Annotated in this window: 19 protein-coding genes; 9 read left to right on the plus strand and 10 right to left on the minus strand. The window is 69.0% G+C overall.

Annotation, left to right across the window (positions count from 1 at the left end; all coding sequences use genetic code 11):
• Positions 1-77 precede the first annotated feature (77 nt).
• Positions 78-1,349 (plus strand): IS110 family RNA-guided transposase, encoded by a 1,272-nt coding sequence (locus tag NAMU_RS25455; protein ID WP_015746281.1) that lies wholly within the window; start codon positions 78-80, stop codon positions 1,347-1,349.
• 183 nt (positions 1,350-1,532) lie between these two features.
• Here NAMU_RS25455 and NAMU_RS25460 read toward each other — a convergent pair whose 3' ends face one another.
• Positions 1,533-2,834: an adenylosuccinate synthase gene (locus NAMU_RS25460; RefSeq protein WP_015750213.1), complete on the minus strand. Its 1,302-nt coding sequence runs from the start codon at positions 2,832-2,834 to the stop codon at positions 1,533-1,535.
• 108 nt (positions 2,835-2,942) lie between these two features.
• Here NAMU_RS25460 and NAMU_RS25465 point away from each other — a divergent pair, with 108 nt between their 5' ends.
• Complete coding sequence (locus NAMU_RS25465; protein ID WP_015750214.1) at positions 2,943-3,632, plus strand: hypothetical protein; 690 nt, start codon at positions 2,943-2,945, stop codon at positions 3,630-3,632.
• A gap of 85 nt (positions 3,633-3,717) precedes the next feature.
• Complete coding sequence (locus NAMU_RS25470; RefSeq protein ID WP_015750215.1) at positions 3,718-4,935, plus strand: pyridoxal phosphate-dependent aminotransferase; 1,218 nt, start codon at positions 3,718-3,720, stop codon at positions 4,933-4,935.
• Between the two features lie 7 nt (positions 4,936-4,942).
• Here NAMU_RS25470 and NAMU_RS25475 read toward each other — a convergent pair whose 3' ends face one another.
• The 3 genes from NAMU_RS25475 to NAMU_RS30185 all read right to left on the minus strand — a co-directional run bounded on the left by NAMU_RS25475 (position 4,943) and on the right by NAMU_RS30185 (position 6,025).
• A complete protein-coding gene (locus tag NAMU_RS25475) occupies positions 4,943-5,350 on the minus strand; it encodes a DUF3151 domain-containing protein (RefSeq protein ID WP_015750216.1) in 408 nt (135 codons plus the stop codon).
• A 91-nt stretch (positions 5,351-5,441) separates the two neighbouring features.
• The gene (locus tag NAMU_RS25480) at positions 5,442-5,726 is read right to left on the minus strand and encodes a WXG100 family type VII secretion target (protein ID WP_015750217.1); all 285 of its coding nucleotides are present in this window, start codon (positions 5,724-5,726) and stop codon (positions 5,442-5,444) included.
• On the minus strand, positions 5,723-6,025 hold the full coding sequence (locus NAMU_RS30185) for a WXG100 family type VII secretion target (protein WP_015750218.1): 303 nt from the start codon (positions 6,023-6,025) through the stop codon (positions 5,723-5,725). Before NAMU_RS30185 ends, NAMU_RS25480 begins: the two co-directional genes overlap by 4 nt.
• Before the next feature lie 354 nt (positions 6,026-6,379).
• On the opposite strand from NAMU_RS30185, the gene NAMU_RS25490 reads away from it, so the two are divergent.
• A complete protein-coding gene (locus tag NAMU_RS25490) occupies positions 6,380-7,336 on the plus strand; it encodes an NAD(P)H-binding protein (protein WP_015750219.1) in 957 nt (318 codons plus the stop codon).
• Entirely contained in the window at positions 7,333-8,052 is a 720-nt protein-coding gene (locus NAMU_RS25495; RefSeq protein ID WP_015750220.1) for a CPBP family intramembrane glutamic endopeptidase, read from the plus strand. Before NAMU_RS25490 ends, NAMU_RS25495 begins: the two co-directional genes overlap by 4 nt.
• A gap of 336 nt (positions 8,053-8,388) precedes the next feature.
• Here NAMU_RS25495 and NAMU_RS31575 read toward each other — a convergent pair whose 3' ends face one another.
• Positions 8,389-9,342, minus strand: a complete 954-nt coding sequence (locus NAMU_RS31575) for a peptidoglycan-binding protein (RefSeq protein ID WP_015750221.1) — start codon at positions 9,340-9,342, stop codon at positions 8,389-8,391.
• A 497-nt stretch (positions 9,343-9,839) separates the two neighbouring features.
• On the opposite strand from NAMU_RS31575, the gene NAMU_RS25510 reads away from it, so the two are divergent.
• Positions 9,840-10,799, plus strand: coding sequence for a DMT family transporter (locus tag NAMU_RS25510; RefSeq protein ID WP_015750222.1), 960 nt, complete (start codon positions 9,840-9,842; stop codon positions 10,797-10,799).
• Between the two features lie 54 nt (positions 10,800-10,853).
• Here the strand turns inward: NAMU_RS25510 and fbaA are convergent, their stop codons facing one another.
• Entirely contained in the window at positions 10,854-11,888 is a 1,035-nt protein-coding gene (gene fbaA, locus NAMU_RS25515; protein ID WP_015750223.1) for a class II fructose-bisphosphate aldolase, read from the minus strand.
• Positions 11,889-12,229: 341 nt separating this feature from the next.
• Between fbaA and NAMU_RS25520 the strand changes: the two genes are divergently transcribed.
• Positions 12,230-13,099, plus strand: a complete 870-nt coding sequence (locus NAMU_RS25520; protein WP_015750224.1) for a hypothetical protein — start codon at positions 12,230-12,232, stop codon at positions 13,097-13,099.
• Here the strand turns inward: NAMU_RS25520 and NAMU_RS25525 are convergent.
• From NAMU_RS25525 to NAMU_RS25540, 4 genes are all read right to left on the minus strand, one after another.
• Positions 13,096-14,103 carry a LacI family DNA-binding transcriptional regulator gene (locus NAMU_RS25525; protein WP_041369454.1) on the minus strand — a complete coding sequence of 336 codons (1,008 nt, stop codon included), beginning with the start codon at positions 14,101-14,103 and terminating at the stop codon, positions 13,096-13,098. The two genes, NAMU_RS25520 and NAMU_RS25525, sit on opposite strands and share 4 nt — an antisense overlap.
• A gap of 71 nt (positions 14,104-14,174) precedes the next feature.
• On the minus strand, positions 14,175-15,116 hold the full coding sequence (locus tag NAMU_RS25530) for a carbohydrate ABC transporter permease (RefSeq protein ID WP_015750226.1): 942 nt from the start codon (positions 15,114-15,116) through the stop codon (positions 14,175-14,177).
• The gene (locus tag NAMU_RS25535; RefSeq protein WP_015750227.1) at positions 15,113-16,156 is read right to left on the minus strand and encodes a carbohydrate ABC transporter permease; all 1,044 of its coding nucleotides are present in this window, start codon (positions 16,154-16,156) and stop codon (positions 15,113-15,115) included. Before NAMU_RS25535 ends, NAMU_RS25530 begins: the two co-directional genes overlap by 4 nt.
• A 117-nt stretch (positions 16,157-16,273) precedes the next feature.
• Positions 16,274-17,722 (minus strand): ABC transporter substrate-binding protein, encoded by a 1,449-nt coding sequence (locus NAMU_RS25540; RefSeq protein ID WP_015750228.1) that lies wholly within the window; start codon positions 17,720-17,722, stop codon positions 16,274-16,276.
• A 319-nt stretch (positions 17,723-18,041) separates the two neighbouring features.
• Here NAMU_RS25540 and NAMU_RS25545 point away from each other — a divergent pair, with 319 nt between their 5' ends.
• Both NAMU_RS25545 and NAMU_RS25550 read left to right on the plus strand, forming a co-directional pair.
• Positions 18,042-18,650, plus strand: coding sequence for a SigE family RNA polymerase sigma factor (locus NAMU_RS25545; protein ID WP_015750229.1), 609 nt, complete (start codon positions 18,042-18,044; stop codon positions 18,648-18,650).
• 34 nt (positions 18,651-18,684) lie between these two features.
• Complete coding sequence (locus tag NAMU_RS25550) at positions 18,685-18,918, plus strand: hypothetical protein (RefSeq protein ID WP_015750230.1); 234 nt, start codon at positions 18,685-18,687, stop codon at positions 18,916-18,918.
• The last annotated feature ends 46 nt before the right edge of the window (positions 18,919-18,964 follow it).

Consider the following 18,964-nt stretch of genomic DNA (forward strand, 5'->3'; position numbering starts at 1 on the left):
TCGTCTTTGCCGGGAGACCTCCCACCCGACGGCGGCACCACCCGTCACAAGGGATACCGGAAACGGAGGTAAGGCTGATGCCGGTGATCGACGACGACGAGATCGCCTACGGCCGGGTCGCGGGGATGGACATCTCCAAGCGCGATGTCAAGGTCGCGGTCCGGCTGATCGAGAACGGCCGGGTCAAACGACTCAAGGTCCGCACCTTCGCCACGACGACACCATCGCTGCTGCGGCTACGGGACTGGCTGACCGAACTGGACATCGAGCTGGTCGCGATGGAATCGACCGGGGTGTACTGGAAACCATTGTTCCTGGTGCTGGAAGACCAGTTCAGATGCTGGCTACTCAACCCGCGGGACGTCAAACGGGTACCGGGCAACAAGACCGACGTCAAGGACGCCGAATGGATCGCTCGGATGGCTCAGCTCGGGCTCGTCACACCCTCGTTCGTGCCGGACATCCCGGTGCGGGAGCTGCGGGAGTTGACCCGGTACCGCAGCAACGTGGTCCGCGACCGGACCCGCGCCGTGCAACGGCTGCAGGATCTGCTCGAATCCGCCGGGATCAAGCTGTCCAGCACGGTCAGCGACATCACCGGCAAATCGGCCACCGCGATGCTGCACGCGATGATCAACGACCCGGCCGGGGCGATGAGTGATCCCCGCCAGGTCGCGGACCTGGCGCTGGTCCGGATGCGCAGCAAGCTCCCGGAACTGACCGAGGCCCTGACCGGACACTTCACCGACCACCACGCGCGACTGGCCGCCACGATGATGCGACAGATCAACGACCTCGACACGCTCCTCACGGACCTGGACCAACAGATCGACCAGGAGATCGCCCCTTTCGCCCGAGCGGTTGACCACCTCGAGACGATCCCGGGAGTCAGCCGCCGCGCCGCGATGATCATCGTCTCCGAGATCGGGATCGACATGAGCCGGTTCACCGGGACCGACCGGCTGGCCTCGTGGGCCGGGCTCAGCCCCGGGAACAACGAATCAGCCGGACGACACCTCTCGACCCGGACCCGCAAGGGCAACCGGTCACTACGCGCAGTGCTGTTCCAGTGCGCCAAGGCCGCCGCCCGCACCCACAGCACGTACCTGGCCGCGAAGTACGCCGATCTGTGTACCCGGATGAAACCAACCAAAGCCCTGGTCGCGATCTCCAGGATCATCCTGGAGACCTGTCACCACCTGATCCGCAAAGACACCGACTACCACGACCTCGGACCCACCTACCTGAACGAATACCGCCGCCGCGACCTGGACAAGAACCGGATCCGCCGCGCCCGCACCATCCTCGAAACCAACGGCTACACCGTCACCCACAACGACGCCGCATGAACTAACCCCGCCCCGCCAACCCCCACGCCCGTCACCAACCAGCCCACACCAGCAGGCCGGCAACTCAAACACGCCCCCGTCCGAGCCGCCCGTCACCTATTTTCGACTGATCAACACCAAGCCAGGGCCGGGGCGGGACCGGGCACGGGGCGGGGCGGGGCGGAGGCAGGGGCCGCGCGGGGGTCAGCCGCGGTTCTCCTCCAGCACGTCGTGCAGCACGATCGTCTGGTCCCGGCCGGGTCCGACGCCGATGGAGGACACCCGGGAGCCGGAGAGTTCCTCCAGCCGCCGCACGTAGGCCTGCGCGTTCGGTGGCAGCTGCTCGAACGAGCGGCAGGCCGAGATGTCCTCGAACCAGCCGGGCAGGTACTCGTAGATCGGCTTGGCGTGGTGGAAGCCCGACTGGGTGGGCGGCATCTCGTCGCACCGGGTGCCGTCGACGTCGTAGGCCACGCACACCGGCACCCGCTCCAGCGAGGACAGCACGTCCAGCTTGGTCAGGAAGTAGTCGGTGATCCCGTTGACCCGGGTCGCGTAGCGGGCGATGACCGCGTCGAACCAGCCGCACCGCCGCAGCCGACCGGTGGTGACACCGACCTCGCCACCGGTCTTGCGCAGGTACTCGCCCCACTCGTCGTGCAGTTCGGTCGGGAACGGACCCGAACCGACCCTAGTGGTGTAGGCCTTGAGGATGCCCAGCACCGCGGTGATCGCGGTCGGCCCGATTCCGGCGCCGACGGCCGCGCCGCCGGCGGTCGGGTTCGACGAGGTGACGTACGGGTAGGTGCCGTGGTCGACGTCGAGCAGGGTGCCCTGCGAACCCTCGAGCAGGATGTTGTCGCCGCGGGCGACCGCTCGACCCAGCTCCAGGCGGGTGTCGGCGATGCGGTGCTTGAAACCTTCGGCCTGCTCCAGCACGTCGTCGACGATCCGGTCGGGATCCAACGCCTTGCGGTTGTAGATCTTGACCAGGATCTGGTTCTTGATGTCGAGTGCGGCCTCGACCTTCTGCCGCAGGATCGACGGGTCCAGCAGGTCCTGCACCCGCACGCCGAGCCGGGCGACCTTGTCACCGTAGGCCGGTCCGATGCCACGCCCGGTGGTGCCGATCTTGGCCTTGCCCAGGTAGCGCTCGGCGACCTTATCGATGGCCACGTGGTACGGCATGATCAGGTGCGCGTCGGTGGAGATCATCAGCCGGCTGGTGTCCACCCCCCGCGCGTCCAGCCCGCCGAGCTCGGTCAGCAGCACCCCCGGGTCGATGACCACCCCGTTGCCGATGACGTTGGTCACCCCCGGAGTCAGGATCCCGGAGGGGATGAGATGCAGGGCGAACGACTGTCCGTCCGGCAGCACCACGGTGTGGCCGGCGTTGTTGCCGCCCTGGTACCGCACCACCCACTGCACGCGTTCGCCGTACAGGTCGGTGGCTTTACCCTTGCCCTCGTCACCCCACTGGGCGCCGATCAGCACCATCACCGTCATGGCACACTCCCATCCGTCGACGGCACGCCACCCGACGGTGGCCGGGCACGCGCGGGGAAGGCTCCCGGAATGTCCGGCCGCGGTTGCACCAGTGGGAAAGGGTAAACGGTGAGCGAAGCTCACGGGCTCACCGCGCTGTGGTGCGGCGCCGATTCGGTCCCCGGTGGGCATTTCGCCCCCATCCTCGCGGCCGTCCCGGACGCCGCGATTCACCCGGTCGGCCCACAGCCGGGCAAGCAAATCGATCCGCTGCTGACCGGCCGGGTGCTGGTCGTCGGTAGCGACGCGGACCTGGCCGCGGTAGCCCTGCGGTTGTTGCGCAAGGACCGGCTCGGCTCGGTCGAGCTGGCCTACGCCACCACCGGGCCGACCCCGGTCGTCCGCCAGCACCGGTTGCCCACCGGGCCGGTGGCGGTGCAGCTGGCCCGCGACGGGCGGGCCGACGAGGTGGTCCTGGTCCGTGACGACGTCGGCGGCGTGCTGGTCGGTCGCGGCGAGATCGGCCCGATCACCGGCGGCACGGTCTTCGTCGACGAGCACAACGTGCTGCGGGGCCCGGCCGAACGGATCACCGTGACCCCCGACCCGGTGCGAGGACTGGCCGTCACCGTGACCCGGCGGCGGCGGGTCGCCGGCCTGTTCGGGCCACGTCCGGTCACCACCCTGGGGCGGGCCGTGCAGCTGGGCATGGCCCCCACCGCCGTGCGGCTGGACGGCCGGGACCACCCACGGCCGATGGACCGGTGGACGTTCTACAAGCACACCGCCCCGCTGCGGCTGGTCCGACCCGGCGGCTGACCAGGGCCGGGCGGCTGGGCGAGGGCCGGCCGGTGACGCCGCTCCCGAAGTGGGACGAACCACACCGGGGTGGCAGGCTAGGACCATGCGTCTGATCACCCAGAGTCTGAAACTGCGCGGCGTCCGCTACGACGTCCGGGGACCGATCCTGGAGGAGGCCGAGCGCCTCGAGGCACAGGGGCACAAGATCCTCAAGCTCAACATCGGCAACACCGCACCGTTCGGATTCGACGCTCCCGACGCGATCCTGGCCGACATGATCCACAACCTGCCGCAGTCCCAGGGCTACAGCGACTCCCGCGGCATCTACTCGGCCCGCACGGCCGTCGCGCAGTACTACCAGTCGCGGGGTCTCAAGGACGTCGACGTCGATGACGTCTACATCGGCAACGGCGTGTCCGAGCTGATCTCCATGGTGCTGACCACGTTCATCGACGACGGCAATGAGGTGCTCGTGCCGGCCCCGGACTACCCGCTGTGGACGGGCGCGGTCACGCTGGCCGGCGGCACCCCGGTGCACTACCGCTGCGACGAGGCCAACGGTTGGATCCCCGATCTTGAGGACATCGAGTCCAAGATCACCGACGCCACCTTCGCGATCGTCATCATCAACCCGAACAATCCCACCGGCGCTGTCTACAGCGCGGACGTGGTGCGGGGCCTGGTCGACATCGCGCGCAAGCACGATCTGGTGGTGATGGCCGACGAGATCTACGAGAAGATCATCTTCGACGATCACGTGCACCACCACGCCGCCACCTTCGCCGGCGACGACGTCCTGTGCCTGACGTTCAGCGGCCTGTCCAAGGCCTACCGGGTCTGCGGGTACCGGGCCGGCTGGGTCATGGTCTCCGGGCCCACCCATCTGGCCACCGACTTCCTGGAGGGCCTGACCCTGCTGGCCAACATGCGCATGTGCGCGAACGTGCCCGGCCAGCACGCCATCCAGACCGCCCTGGGCGGGTATCAGTCGGTCAACGAGCTGATCGTTCCCGGCGGCCGGTTCTACGAGCAGAGCAAGCTCGCCTGGAACCTGCTGAACAAGATCCCCGGGGTCAGCTGCACCGAACCGCAGGGCGCGCTGTACTGCTTCCCCCGGCTGGATCCCGAGGTCTACCCGATCGACGACGACCAGGAATTCGTCATCGACCTGCTGCGGGCCAAGAAGATCCTGGTCACCCACGGCACCGGGTTCAACTGGTTCCACTCCGACCACTTCCGGCTGGTCACCCTGCCGTCGGTGGAGATCCTGGAGGAGGCGATCGGCCGGATCGCCTCCTACCTGGAGTCGCTGCGCGAGTAGCGGCCGCTCAGGGCAGCAGGTCCTGGGGGATCTGCGGGTCCGCGTCGAGCAGGAACGCACGGACCCGGGCGACCTCGTCGGCCTCCTCGAACAGGGCGGCGGCCTGCCCGAGCGCGGACAACGAGCGCAGGAAACCCTGGTTCGGGACGTGTGACCAGGGGATCGGGCCGGCCCCCTTCCACCCGTTGCGGCGCAGCATGTCCAGGCCCCGGTGGTAACCGACACGGGCGTAGGCGTACCCGGCCACGTCGTCCCCCCGGTCCAGCGCCGCCTCCGCCAGCACCGCCCAGGCCAACGAGGATGTCGGATTCTGCCGCACCACGTCGCCGGCCGATTCGCCGGCCGCCAACCGCGCGGCCGTTGGATCCACCGGCAACGTCACCGGCGGCGGGCCCAGAAGATTCCCGGATGTCATGCGCCCGATCCTGCCACCGGGCGCATCCCGGCCACCGCCCGGTCCCACCCCACCCACCCCCGACCGGTGGGCGGGGCGGGGCCCGGCCGGATCAGCCGAACTGGGCCGCCATCGCGGCGTCCACGCTGCGGTACTGCTCACCGGCCCGCCCGACATGGTTGGCCAGGGCCTGCAGCGTCTGCTGCCGGTCCTGGGCGGCGGCGTCCCAACGCGCCTTGAGGGCGCGGTACCCGGCCAGCGTCTGCGCCTCCATGTCCGAGGTCGCCGCCACCCGGGCGTCCAGCTCGGCCAGGTGCCCCTCGATCCGGTTCCAGGTGGCGATCAGCCCGTCCCGCCCGTCGGCCAGCGCCGCGTAGTTGACCGCAATCGTGCTCATCCGGCCACCGCCGGCACGGCCTGGGCCAACGCGGACTCCGCGTCCCGGAACTGGCCGGCCGCGACGGTCAGCGCGGCGCCCTGCCCGATCAGCGCGTCCTTGAGCGTGACCGCGTCGGTCAGATGCTGTTCCATCGCCGCGGCGAACCGGGGGGCCGCCTCGCTGGACTGCCACCCCGCACGAATCTGGTCCAGCAGTTCGCGCATCGACGCGACCTCCCGGGTCAACGACCCGGCCACCTCGGTGACCGCGTCCCCGGCTCCCGCGATGCGCTGGGTGTCGATCGACAACACCGCCATGGATCTCCCACCTCTCCTGTCCTCCGGCTGGTCCCGTCCGACTGCTTCGTCCGACTGGCCCCGGGCCGGGTTCCGACTGGCCGACCGGTTCCGACCGGCCGCTCCGATCGTGGGCCGGCGGCCGGGCCCGTGGCGGGCGTCGTCGCCGAATGTGGATGGAATTCGGACATGTGGACTACTCCCCGAGAGCCAGGTCACCGACCGGTTGGCCGTCAGCCCTCGCGGGTACCTTCGCGACAAGGCGCCCGGAAACGGGCCGGAGGGAGACCCGTTGTGACACCACCACCCCGACCACCGGACGATTCGTCGTCGGATGCGGCATCCGGGCAGGGCGGTTCGGCCGGTACCTCCGGCATGACCTCGACCGTGCTCGTCACCGGCGCCTCCGGCTTCGTCGGATCCCACCTGGTTCCGGCCCTGATCGACCGCGGCTACCGGGTTCGGGCGATGACCCGGCATCCGGACACCTACGACGGCCCGGGCGAAGCGGTTTACGGCGACGTCGCGGACACCGACAGCCTGCGGGCGGCCCTGGCCGGCACCAGCGCGGCCTACTACCTGGTGCATTCGCTGGCCTCCGACGACTTCGAACAACGCGACGCGGAGGCGGCCACCGCCTTCGGGCACGCGGCCGCCGAGGCCGGCCTGATGCAGATCATCTACCTGGGCGGTCTCGGCGACGTCGACGATTCGCTGTCCCCGCACCTGCAGTCCCGCCGCGACGTGGAGCAGCTGCTCGCGGTCGGTGGGGTGCCGGTGACGGTGTTGCGCGCCGCCGTGGTGATCGGGCACGGCGGGATCTCCTGGGAGATCACCCGCCAGCTGGTCGACCACCTGCCGGCCATGGTCACCCCCAAGTGGGTCGGCACCCGGACCCAGCCGATCGCGTTGCGCGACGTCATCCGCTATCTGGCCGGCGTGCTGGACAACCCCGGCGCGCTGGGCAAGGTGTTCGAGGTCGGCGGCCCGGAGGTGCTCAGCTATGCGGACATGATGCGGCGGGCGGCCAAGATCCAGAACCATCGGGTGCCGCCGATCGTGCCCATCCCGTTGCTCACGCCGCGGTTGTCCTCGCTGTGGCTGGCGCTGATCACCGATGTCGACCAGGCCACCGCCCGCAACCTGATCGACTCGATGAACAACGAGGTCGTCGTGCACGACCACTCCATCCGGGAATTGCTCCCCGGCGACCTGACCGGGTATGAAGATTCGGTGCGAGCCGCGTTACGGGACCGAGCGCAGGACCCGTCGGTGCCGGACGAGGCCGGCCAGCCCGAAGCCGAGGCGAGCGCGGACCCGGCCCGTTCGTGAGGTCCTGGCCGCGTCGGGTCGGTCACTTCGTCCGGCCCGCCCTCTGGGACCGGGTGGAGCGCGATCACCGGCAACCCGATCACGAGTTCCGCCGCCGGCGGGTGGTCGTGGCCATCACCCTGGTCGTCGGTGCGACGCTGCTGGGCGTCTCGCTGAATGTGCCCCCGGGCAGCACGGTCTTCTACGTGCTGACCTTCGCACTGGCCGCGACCTGGGTGGTCGGCGGCTTCGCCTCGGGTCCGCTGCACCTGGGCCGGATCCAGTACAAGGGTGAGCTGCGCCGGCCCATCATCGTGCCGATCCTGCTCGGGTTGGCGGTGGCCGCGCTGTTCATCGTCGGCGCGGTCGTGGTCCGGGAGATCGCGCCGCTGCGGGAGATGACCGAGGACGTGCTGGCCTTCGCCCGGTACGGCTCGCTGCCCCTGGTCGCGGTCATCACCCTGGTCAACGGCATCGCCGAGGAGATCTTCTTCCGCGGCGCGCTGTTCGCCGCGATCGGCGTCTGGCACCCGGTGGCCATCTCGACCACCGTCTACGCGTTGACCACGGTGGCCACCGGCAACCCCATGCTGGTCTTCGCCGCGGTCCTGCTCGGGCTGTTGCTGGGCCTGCAGCGGCGGGCCAGCGGCGGCATCCTCGGACCCATCCTGACCCATTGCACCTGGTCGCTGACCATGTTGCTGGTGCTGCCCCCGGTGTTCGCGGCAGCCGGCTGAGCCCGCCGCTGCGGCGGCCGGACCCGCCCATGCAGAGAGGCCCGGGGCGGCGTGCCCCGGGCCTCTCTCGCGCCACACGTGCGAGCTTCGCGCGAGGCGGGTGCCGGCTGAACGGGTTTCGACCCGTCACCGACAACGGTGTCATCATCTCCCCGCCCGATGGGATTATGCGAGCCACTTTGACAAAGTGTTATTCAGGGTGACCCGGATGAGCGTGCGCCCACGATCCAGACCGCCCGTGCACCCTGGTGGCAACGCAGCGACGCCCCGACCGGTCGATGCCGCAGCATCACACCGATCGGGGCGCCGAAGGTGCTGCCCGGGCCTGCCGGGTGACTACTTCCCTTCCCAGGCCGCCGCCCAGGTCTTGGGGCCGAGGATGCCCGACGGGTTGATGCCGTTGGCGTTCTGCAGCTGCACGACCGCGGTCTTAGTGGCCGGGCCGTAGTAGCCGGTTCCGGTCAACGGGTAGCCGCGGCTGGCCAGCTGCTTCTGGAAGCACTGCAGCTCCAGCGCCGTGTCGCCCTGCACGAACTGCCGGCCCGGCCAGGCCGGTGCGGTCGGCTGCCCGACCCCGCAGGACTCGTTGGTCTGCGGCGTGTAGGACGAGCCCGAGGCCGCCGGCGCCGGTGCGGCCGCTCCCGAGTCGGCCCAGGCCGCCGCCCACGTCTTGGGCCCGATGTACCCGACGACGTTGAGACCGGCCTTGGCCTGCAGATCCAGGACCGCGGCCTTGGTCTTGGGACCGAAGTAGCCGGTGCCGACCAGGTCGTAGCCGCGGGTGCCCATCTGCTTCTGCCAGGCCTTGAGGTCCTCGGAGTAGTCGCCCTCGGAGAACTGCCGACCCGGATAGGCCGGCGCCCCGGACGAGGACGAGCCGGACGAGGAACCCTCGGCCACCCCGCTACCGGAACTCTGGTTGCCGCTGACCGGAGCCGCTCCGCCCGAGCGGGCGTCGCCGTCCTCGGTCAGGCCGACCAGGTACGCGCAGACCCAGGGCTCCCAGCCGCGCTGCCGGTACAGCAGCAGGGCCCGGTAGTCCTGCTCCGAGGCCGATGCCTCGTTCGGGTACCCGGAACCGCCGACCGATCGCCAGGTCGACAGATCGAACTGATAGGCGCCGTAGTAACCGTTGCCGGTGTTGATGGTGTAGCGATTGGTGGACTCGCACATACGCAGCTGGTACCAGTCATCGGCGGACGGGTCGGCCGAGGCCGGTCCGGCGAAGGCAACGACCGCCGATGTGGCGACCGCCGCGATGATGGCCGCAAAGGCCAGAGCACGCCGCACAGGGCGCCCTTCCTGGTCGCATCGCCACCAGACACGTTTCCAGGCGTGCCGAAATCGCCGATCCCCGCGCACCCGAAAAGGGGTGCGCGGTACCGGCGATCGTGACGACGCCCCTTCCCCTTGCTCGACGCCGTCAGCCGAATTGCGCCTCGCTCGACCATTTCTCGTGACCAGCAGGGAACGGGCGGCGAAGAGCGAGGAGCGACGCCGACACGGGACCACGACACACGCGGTCCTCGCTTACCGTAGAACACCAGTCACAGGAGTCACAAGAGCCTCAGGCGTTCCTCCAATATCAGAAAGCGACACAAGCCCCAAGAAGACACGCCGAAAGTTCGCCTGCTCGGGCGATGCTCCCCACCCATTCGTCAGCCGCACTTCCGGATCCGGTGCAGAAACTTTGCGCGTTCGCCGGGCCCGACCAGGAAGGTGCCGTGCGAGGGTGGCGTTGGTCGTCAACGACGATGCGATGACCGGACCTGGGTGAGGACACGAGCATGACGCGACGAGGGTGGGTGCTGTTCGCGGCACTGAGTCTGATCTGGGGGATTCCCTACCTGCTGATCAAGATCGCGGTCACCGATGTCGACCCGCTGGTGGTGGCCTTCGGGCGCACCCTGATCGGCGCGCTCATCCTGCTCCCGGTCGCCCTGCACCGACGCGTGCTGGGTCCGGTCTTCCGGCGCTGGAAGGTGCTGCTGCTCTACACGGTGATCGAGATCAGCGGACCCTGGCTGCTGTTGGGGCACGCGGAGACCAAGCTCAACAGCTCGACCGCGGGCCTGCTGCTGGCCGTCGTGCCGATGATTGCCGCCATCATCCTGACCGCGACCGGGCACGACCGGTTCGACGCGCGGCGCGTCATCGGCCTGGTCGTCGGTTTCACCGGCGTGGCCTTCCTGGTCGGCCTGGACATCCACTTCGACGACCTGACCGCAGTCGGGCTGGTGATGCTGGTGGCCGTCGGCTACGCAGTCGGACCGATCATCATCAACCGGCGGCTGGCCGACCTGCCGCCGATCGGCGTCGTCACCGCGTCGCTGATCGTGGCGACCGTGCTCTACGCCCCGTTCACGGCCTTCTCGTGGCCGGTGACCATGACGGCGGACGCCGCCTGGTCCATCGCCGGGCTCGGCGTGATCTGCACGGCGGTGGCGTTCCTGGTGTTCTTCGCGTTGATCGCGGAGGCCGGTCCGGCTCGCGCGACCGTCATCACCTACATCAACCCGGCGGTGGCCATCACGCTGGGCGTGCTGCTGCTCGACGAGCCGCTGACGGCGGGCATGGCGATCGGGTTCCCGCTGGTCATCCTGGGCTCGATCCTGGCCACGGCCCGGGTGCGCCGCCGCCGCGGCGACACCGACCTGGTGATCGCCACCGACCAGCCGCCGCGCCGCACGGCGCCGGTCGCCGGCCCGAAGGCCGAGCGCACGGCTGATCAACGCGACACGGGCTGATCAACGCAACACGGGCCGCCGGAATCCGGCGGCCCGTGTCGGTTTCGTACTGGGTCAGGCGCCGAGCGACTTGCCGGCCGAGCCGAGCTGCTGGCAGGCCTCGACGATGCGATCGGCCATGCCGACCTCGGCCAGCTTGTTGTAGCCGCGCGGGTCGTAGGCCTTCTTGTTGCCGACCTCGCCGTCCACCTTCAGCACGCCGCTGTAGTTGGTGAACATGTGGTCCACGATCGGCCGGGTGAAGGCGTACTGGGTGTCGGTGTCGATGTTCATCTTGATCACGCCGTAGGAGACGGCCTCGGCGATCTCCTCCTCGGAGGAACCCGATCCGCCGTGGAAGACCAGGGAGAACGGCTTGGCGCCGGCGTCCAGGCCGAGCTTGGCGACCAGGGCGTCCTGGCCGTCGCGCAGCACCTTCGGCCGCAGCTTGACCCCACCCGGCTTGTAGACGCCGTGCACGTTGCCGAAGGTCGCGGCGACGATGTAGGAGTTGTTCTCCGGTACGCCCAGCGCGTCCACCGTGGCGATGAAGTCGTCCGGCGAGGTGTAGAGCTTGTCGTTGATCTCCGCGACGACGCCGTCCTCCTCGCCGCCGACCACGCCGACCTCGATCTCGAGGATGATGTTCGCCGCCTTGGTCAGCTCGAGCAGCTCGGCCGCGATCTTCAGGTTCTCGTCCAGCGGCACGGCCGAGCCGTCCCACATGTGCGACTGGAAGATCGGCAGCCCGCCGGCCTTGACCCGCTCGGTGGACAGCGCGATCAGCGGCCGGATGTAGGTGTCCAGCTTGTCCTTCGGGCAGTGGTCGGTGTGCAGCGCGACGGTGATGTCGTACTTGTCGGCGACCACCTTGGTGAACTCGGCCATGGCCAGCGCACCGGTGACCATGTCCTTGACCTTGGTGCCGGAGGCGAACTCGGCGCCACCGGTCGAGGCCTGGATGATGCCGTCGCTACCGGCCTCGGCGAAACCGCGCAGCGCGGCGTTGATGGACACCGACGAGGTGACGTTGATCGCCGGGTAGGCGAAGCCGCCCTCCTTGGCGCGATCGAGCATGGCCGAGTAGGTCTCGGGAGTTGCGAGGGGCATGGTGTTCCTTCCACTTGCTGTGGTCACCGAGCGGTCGGCTCGGGCTGGGTCTGCCGATGAACTTGGTCGGAGGGCTGATCACCCGGGCGGGAACGCTGCGCTCCCGCCCCGACTGACACCTCCCCGAAAGCGAACGTGGTCGACGCGGCCACGGTGGTCGGCGGTGGATCCGCGGCTCAGTATTCCGCATCCGGCCCGGTGACGGCGGTCGAGGTGAATCGGCCGGCGCCCGTGGACCACCCACGAGCATCGACCCGGCCGCGTCGACGGCCCAGGGCCGTTGGACCCGACGGTCCGGGCGAGCCCTGTCCGGTTCGTCACGTCGCCAGTACCGTGGGGTGATGGTCCGACGGCTCGGCGGGCTGCTGATCGTGCTGGTCACCATGGTGGGTGTCGCCGTCACGTCGGCCTCGGCGCGCCGGTCGGCCGGTACCGCGGTCGCCGCCCCGCTGCCGTCCGCCCCCGCCGTCGGCGATTGCCTGATCCGGGACGACCCGGCCCCGGGATCGGCCTGGGCCGTCGCCTTCGGGCCCTGTGTCGCGGACGCGCTGGGCCAGGTCGTCGCGCTCCGGCCGGCCGGCACTCCGGTCCCGATGACCCTCGACGGCTCGACCGGATGCCGGGGCGCGGTGCTGACGCGGGCCGGGCTGGTCGAGCGCGAGGGCCGGTTCGTGTTGCCCGGGCAACCGGCGACCGACCCGGTGACCTGGTCGTACTCGATGCCCGCCCGCACCGGCTGGTACGGCCCGTCACCGACGCTGCCGACCACCACCAGCTGGGCGGCCTGCGTGGTCCGCCCGGAGCGCGGCGCCGCCGGTCCGGCCAGTGTGATCAACGCCTTCGACGGCGGCGCCTTGCCGCCGGTCTACGGGACCTGTTGGGAATCAACGGAGATCAGCGCCGGCATGCGGCAGACCGGCTGCGCCCGGGAGCACCGGGCGGAGCTGATCGCGGTCGGCCGGGTCACCCCGGGGCAGTCCTGGGACGAGATCCGGACGTCGTGCCTGCGCCAGGCCGCCCAGGCCATCGGCCGCGCCGACCCCTCCGTCGACGGCCTGCTCACCGTGCGGATGCATCCGGACCGGACCGGGGAGATCACCCGGAACGTCGACGTCACCTGCTACGTGACGGCGACCGGCGACCGGTCGATCGTCGGCAGTGTGGTCGGGCTGGGTCCCCGGGCGCCGGTGCTGCTCGAGCGTCCCAACTAGGAGCGGGGCGCCCCACCGCCGACCGGCCCGGTGGAGGCGCGACGGATCAGTTCGCAGCCGACGTTGACCGCGGTCGGGCCGGCGCCGGGATCGTTGACCTGCTGCAGCAACAGCCGCGCGGCGATCCGACCCTGGTCGCGCACCGGCTGACTGATCGTGCTCAGGTCGAACAGGTAGGCGAAGTCATGCCCGTCGACCCCGATGAAGGACATGTCCTTGGGCACCTGGATCTGGTGCAGGCGGGCGGCGTGCAGGCCGCCGATGGCCACCTCGTCGCTGACCGCGAAGACGGCGGTGGGCCGGTCGGCGGACGGGCCGAACCGGCCGACGCTGCGATGCAGCGCCGCCTCTCCACCGTTGATCGAGAAGTCGGTCGGGAACGACAGCTCCGGGTCGGGCTCGATCCCGGCCGCGCGCAGCGCGTCGTGGTACCCGCGCTGACGATCGGAGGCGACGGTGAACCGGCGGTTCTCCTCGGTCTCGGACCCGAAGAACGCGATCCGCCGGTGGCCGAGATCCAGCAGGTGCTGGGTCGCCTGCCGGCCGACCGCGACGTTGTCCACCAGCACCGCGGAGATGCCCTCCATGGCGGTGCCGACGGTGACGATCGGGACACCCAGGTCGTCCAGGCCCTCGATCGCCCGGTGGGCCAGCGGCACGTTGAGCGCGAGCACGCCGTCCACCCGCTTGGTCAACGCCCGGGCGTCGAGCTCGCCGTCGACGCCGAAGGGATACAGCATCAGGTCGTAGCCGCAGGCGGACAGGACCTCCTGCACGCCTTCGATCACGGCCGAGAAGAACCATCGGGACACCCACGGCGCGATCACCGCGATCGCATTGGTGCGCCCGGTGGTCAGCGCGGTCGCCCAGGGCGAGGGGGCATAACCCAGGGAGGCGGCGGCTCGCTCGACCGCCTCCCTGGTCTTGGTCGACACCCCGGGCAACCCCCGCAACGCGCGTGACACGGTTGCGGGGGAAAACCCGGAGAGTGCGGCCACTTCCATGATTCCGACCGTCTGAACCCTGGGGTCAGCCACGATCGTTCTCCTGGTTCACGTCGGTGCTGTCGGCGCGATCAGCCCTTGACTCCACCGGCCAACAGACCTCGGACGAAGAATCGTTGCAGGGATAGGAAGACCACCAGCGGCACGATGATCGCGATGAACGCACCTGCGGAGAGCAGTTGCCAGTCCTGGCCGCGGGTGCCGGACAGGCCGGCGATGGCTGCGGTGACCGGGGTCAGGTTGGGGCTGGGGGCGAAGACGAGCGCGACCAGCAGGTCGTTCCAGACCCATAGGAACTGGAAGATGCCGAACGCCGCGATGGCCGGGACGAGCAACGGCATGAGCACGACGAAGAAGATCTTCACGTGTCCGGCGCCGTCGACCCGGGCCGCCTCGATGATCGACGCCGGAATCTCCTTCATGAAGTTGTGCATGATGAAGATGGCCAGCGGCAGACCGAAGATGGTGTGCGCGATCCAGACCGGCCAGAACGAGTTCTGCAGGCCGGCGCTGACGAAGATGGACTGCAGCGGGATCAGGGCCACCTGCAGCGGCACGATCTGCAGGGCGAAGACGGCGACGAACAGGAAGTCGCGGCCCGGGAACTCGATCCAGGCGAACGCGTAGGCCGCCAGCAGGGCCAGGGTGATCGGGATGATCACTGCCGGGAAGACGATGACGAACGAGTTCAGGAAGAACGGGCCCAGGCCGCCGCTGCCGCTGAACGCCTGGGTGTAGTTGTCGAAGGTGATGCCGGGGTTGGCGAAGAACGTCCACCAGCCCGAGGTGTCGATGTCCGCTTTGGGCCGGAACGAGGTGACGAACAGGCCGAAGGTGGGGATCGTCCACAGGATGGCCAGCACGATCGCGATGCCCGACGCCCAGGGCGAGGACAGTTTGGTCTTGGCGTCGGCCAGTCGCTGCTGCTTCTTGAGCTGGCGGGCGCTGACCTTTTCTTCCGGGGTGGCGTCGGTGCGGATCGGCAGCTCGACGGCCTCGCCTGACATGCTCATCGGGTTTCCTCCACGAGCCTCATCTGCCGAACGTTGTACGCGATGACCGGGATGATGATCACGAACAGGATGACGGCCAGGGCGGCGCCCAGGCCCTTGCCTTCTTCGCCCTGGCGGAACGACTGGGTGTAGAACTCGTTGGCCACCACGGACGTGCCGAAGTTGCCGCCGGTCATGGTGCGGACGATGTCGAAGGCCTTCAGGGTGGCCATGGCGATGGTGGTGAGCACCACGACGATGGCCGGCCGGATGGTGGGCACGGTGACCTTCATGAACAGCTTGAAGCCGGTGGCCCCGTCGAGCTGGGCGGCCTCGACGATGTCGTCGGGCACGGCCTTGATGGCCGCCGAGAGCAGCGTCATGGCGAACCCGGCCTGGATCCAGATCATCACCACGATCAGGAAGAAGGTGTTCCACGGCTCGGTGATGAGGAACTGGTAGGGGTCGAGCCCGAGCCAGACCAGTATCTGGTTGCCCAGACCGATCTGCGGGACGCCGGCCTGCCGGTACTCGTAGACGAATTTCCAGATGATCGAGGCGCCGACCATGGAGATGGCCATCGGCAGGAAGATCAGGGCCTTGGCGACCTTCTCGAACCGGGTCCGGTCCACGATGACCGCGTAGACCAGGCCGAAGATGGTGGCCACGATCGGCACGAAGATGACCCAGATCGCGGTGTTGATCAGGACCTTCTGGAAGTTCGGGTCGGTGAAGACCTCTTTGTAGTTGTCCAGGCTGAAGCTCAGGGCGGTCGATCGTTGACCGGTGGCCCGGTCGATGATCGGCTTGCCGTTGTCACCCAGGACGACGGAGCTGACCTGGAAAGAACGCCAGACCGTGAGCGCGGCCGGATAGAACAGGCCGACGGCCAGGGCGATCGTGACCGGTCCGAGGAACCCGGCCACCAGGACCCACAACGGCACCTTCGGGCGGTCGATCAGCCACAAGATGCCACCGAGCACGACGACGAACAGCAGGATCGCGACGACCATCACGAGCAACTTGTCGGTGACGGACTCGGGTCGCAGGAACCAATCCACGGTGCACTCCCTTCTTCATTCGATCGAGCCCGGCGCCACGGTGCGGCCTGCACGATGCGTCCTTGCTCGGACGCACCGCGCAGGCCGCCGCGCGGTCAGGGGTCGATCGTCAGTGGGTCAGCTCGACGGCCAGGCCGCTTGAATGTTGGCCAGGGTGGTCGCGTCGTCCTGCCCGGTGATCCAGGCGGTGAACTGCTTCCACTCGGCCGCCGAACCCACCTGGGCGGGCATCAGGTCGGAGGCGTCGAACCGGAAGGTCGTCTCCGGGTCCTGCAGCTTCTTCAGCGCGGTCTGCAGGATCGGGGTCGACGCGTTCGCGCCGTCCAGACCCTTATTGGCCGAGATGTAGCTGCCGGCCTTGGCCCGCTCGTTCGCGTACTCGGGGCTGGCCGCGAAGTACATGAACGCGTCGACCTCGGGACGATCCTGGAAGGCGGCGTAGAAGGTGCCACCACCAAGGACGGTCTGCCCGAACTTGTCGTTCATCGGCGGGAAGTAGAAGGCGTTGACGTCGCCGTCCTCGCCGAACTTGGTGCCCGCCGGGAAGAACGCGTCACCGTTGGCCGCGAAGCGCCACATCGGGCACTCGCCCGAGAGGACCTTGGCCGCCGGGTCGGAGAACTGGGTCGAGGCGATCGACTGCACGTCACCGAAACCGGAGTTCACCATCTGCGGGTTCTTGGCGATCTCGCCCACCCCGGCCAGCGCGTCCGCGATCTGCGGATCGGTGAACTTGACCTCGTTGGTCACCCACTGGTCGTAGACGTCCGGCCCGGACATCCGCAGGACGTACTCCTCCAGCCAGTCGGTCATGTACCAACCGGTGGCCTCACCGGAACCGATACCCATACACCAGGGCTTGGTGCCGGAGGCGGCGATCTTGTCCTGCAGCGCGGTCAGCTCGTCCCAGGTGGTCGGGACCGTCCAGCCCTTCTCCGCCCAGACCTTCGGGTTGTACCAGACCAGCGACTTGAAGTCGGCGTTGTTCGGCAGACCGAAGGGGATGTCGTTGACGACGCCGTAGTTCATCCAGTCGTCGGGGAAGTACTGCTTGGCGAAAGCCTCGGTGTCCTCCGGCAGCGGCTTGACCGCTCCCTTGTCGTTCACGATCTGGGACAGCAGACCCGGCTGCGGGAAGATCGCGATGTCCGGCGCGTTGCCGGAGTCGATCCGCACCAGCACCTGGGCCTCGAAGTCCTTCGAGTCTTCGTAGGCCACGGTGGCCCCGGTGCACTCGGTGAACAGCTGATAGGACTTCTTGTAGGCGTCGGCCTCGGTGCCGGTGATGGTGGTGTAGATGCCGACCGTCTTGCCGGTCAGGTCGCCGTACTTGGACTTGACCGTGTCGCACCAGCCGCTGTCACCCGAGACCGGGCCGGCGGAGGCGGAACCGCCGCCACCCGCCGCGCTGCTCGCGGCCGCGGACGTGGCGGCCGCGCTGGTCGTGCCACTGCTTGATGAACTGCTGCCGCAGGCTGACAGCACCAGCGCAATCGCACCGACGCCGGCCACCGTGGCCGCCAGTCGCTTCCTCGTCGCCTTGTGGGCCACTCGGTTGACCTCCATCTCGTTGGACAGTGTGTGAGGGCGCTCACACGTCAGGAGGAATGAAAACGTTTTCAGCGGTTTTTTGCAAGCCGAGATGGGGATCGAGCCGGTAACAATTGAGTAACCCGTGTGCACACAGCTTCGCTCCGTGAACTTTCTGTCCGATTGATCCGATCCGAGCGATTCTGTTGAAACCCGTTCGGCACGGTCGGTTGCAATCCGTGACGGCCATCGTGACCTGGCCCGAGCACGTCCGGTCCGTGCCAGGATCAAGGTGGCGTCGCGACGGCGCCGGGACGTCGGAACGGCACTTCGATCGGACAGGAGTTGGCCGGGGATGACCGAAAAGGTCGGATCTGCAGGCGGCGGTGAGTCCGCGGTCGAGCGAACCCTCGGCACGCTGGCCACGCTCAACCCCGCCTACGCGCTGGACCATGAGCCACCTCCGGCGGCCGCCCCACCGATCACCATCGACGAGCTGTATCGCACCCACCGGATGCAGATGGTGCGCATGGCGATCCTGCTGGTGGACGACATGGCCAGCGCCGAGGACGTGGTGCAGGAAGCGTTCGCCGGCCTCTACCGGAACTGGGGCGGCCTGCGTGACCGCAACGCCGCCATCGGTTACCTGCGCACCGCCGTGGTCAACGGCTCCCGGTCGATGCTGCGCCGTCGGCGGACCGCCCGCGCCTACGTTCCGCCGGACCCGGGCACCGCCCGGTCGGCCGAGTCCCTGGCCATGCTCTCCGCCGAGCACCAGGCCGTGGTCAACGCCCTCGGCGACCTGGCCCCCCGGCAGCGCGAGGTGCTGGTGCTGCGCTATTACGGCGGCCTGTCGGAGGCCGAGATCGCCGAGGCCACCGGCCTGTCCAAGGGCACCGTGAAGTCGACCGCGAGCCGGGCGGTGGCCAAGCTCGGGGACATCATGCGGTCGGCCCACTCATGACCGGCGCATCGCCTCCCCTGATCGAGGCGGGGCCATGACCGAGCCCGGCCCGTCCCGTCCGGGTCAGAACCCGGGCGCGGCCGACGACTCCCGGGCCGAGCAGGTCCTCTCCCAGGCCCTGCGGGCCATGGCCGGCGGGCAGGCCGCACCGAGCCCGACCGGCGGTCGCGCCTATCTGCGCCTGTCCACCGGCCAGCTGCTGCTGCTCGCCGCCATCGTCGGCCTGCTCATCGGCGGCGGCGCCGGCCTGCTCTCGCTGCTGTTCTAGCGGCCCTGCTGTTCCAAGGCTTCGGTCGGGCAGGCCGCTGGTTGCG

It is taken from the genome of Nakamurella multipartita DSM 44233, assembly GCF_000024365.1.
Lineage (GTDB): Bacteria > Actinomycetota > Actinomycetes > Mycobacteriales > Nakamurellaceae > Nakamurella > Nakamurella multipartita.

Bases quoted from the DNA above. Each gene is read 5' to 3' on its own strand.
- NAMU_RS25470 (WP_015750215.1), top strand. From the start codon at position 3,718: ATGCGTCTGATCACCCAGAGTCTGAAACTGCGCGGCGTCCGCTACGAC.
- NAMU_RS25490 (WP_015750219.1), top strand. From the start codon at position 6,380: ATGACCTCGACCGTGCTCGTCACCGGCGCCTCCGGCTTCGTCGGATCC.
- NAMU_RS25455 (WP_015746281.1), top strand. From the start codon at position 78: ATGCCGGTGATCGACGACGACGAGATCGCCTACGGCCGGGTCGCGGGG.
- NAMU_RS25460 (WP_015750213.1), bottom strand. From the start codon at position 2,834: ATGACGGTGATGGTGCTGATCGGCGCCCAGTGGGGTGACGAGGGCAAG.
- NAMU_RS25530 (WP_015750226.1), bottom strand. From the start codon at position 15,116: ATGAGCATGTCAGGCGAGGCCGTCGAGCTGCCGATCCGCACCGACGCC.
- NAMU_RS25540 (WP_015750228.1), bottom strand. From the start codon at position 17,722: ATGGAGGTCAACCGAGTGGCCCACAAGGCGACGAGGAAGCGACTGGCG.
- NAMU_RS25550 (WP_015750230.1), top strand. From the start codon at position 18,685: ATGACCGAGCCCGGCCCGTCCCGTCCGGGTCAGAACCCGGGCGCGGCC.
- NAMU_RS25525 (WP_041369454.1), bottom strand. From the start codon at position 14,103: ATGGAAGTGGCCGCACTCTCCGGGTTTTCCCCCGCAACCGTGTCACGC.
- NAMU_RS25480 (WP_015750217.1), bottom strand. From the start codon at position 5,726: ATGAGCACGATTGCGGTCAACTACGCGGCGCTGGCCGACGGGCGGGAC.
- NAMU_RS25520 (WP_015750224.1), top strand. From the start codon at position 12,230: ATGGTCCGACGGCTCGGCGGGCTGCTGATCGTGCTGGTCACCATGGTG.
- NAMU_RS25545 (WP_015750229.1), top strand. From the start codon at position 18,042: ATGACCGAAAAGGTCGGATCTGCAGGCGGCGGTGAGTCCGCGGTCGAG.
- fbaA (WP_015750223.1), bottom strand. From the start codon at position 11,888: ATGCCCCTCGCAACTCCCGAGACCTACTCGGCCATGCTCGATCGCGCC.
- NAMU_RS25475 (WP_015750216.1), bottom strand. From the start codon at position 5,350: ATGACATCCGGGAATCTTCTGGGCCCGCCGCCGGTGACGTTGCCGGTG.
- NAMU_RS25510 (WP_015750222.1), top strand. From the start codon at position 9,840: ATGACGCGACGAGGGTGGGTGCTGTTCGCGGCACTGAGTCTGATCTGG.
- NAMU_RS30185 (WP_015750218.1), bottom strand. From the start codon at position 6,025: ATGGCGGTGTTGTCGATCGACACCCAGCGCATCGCGGGAGCCGGGGAC.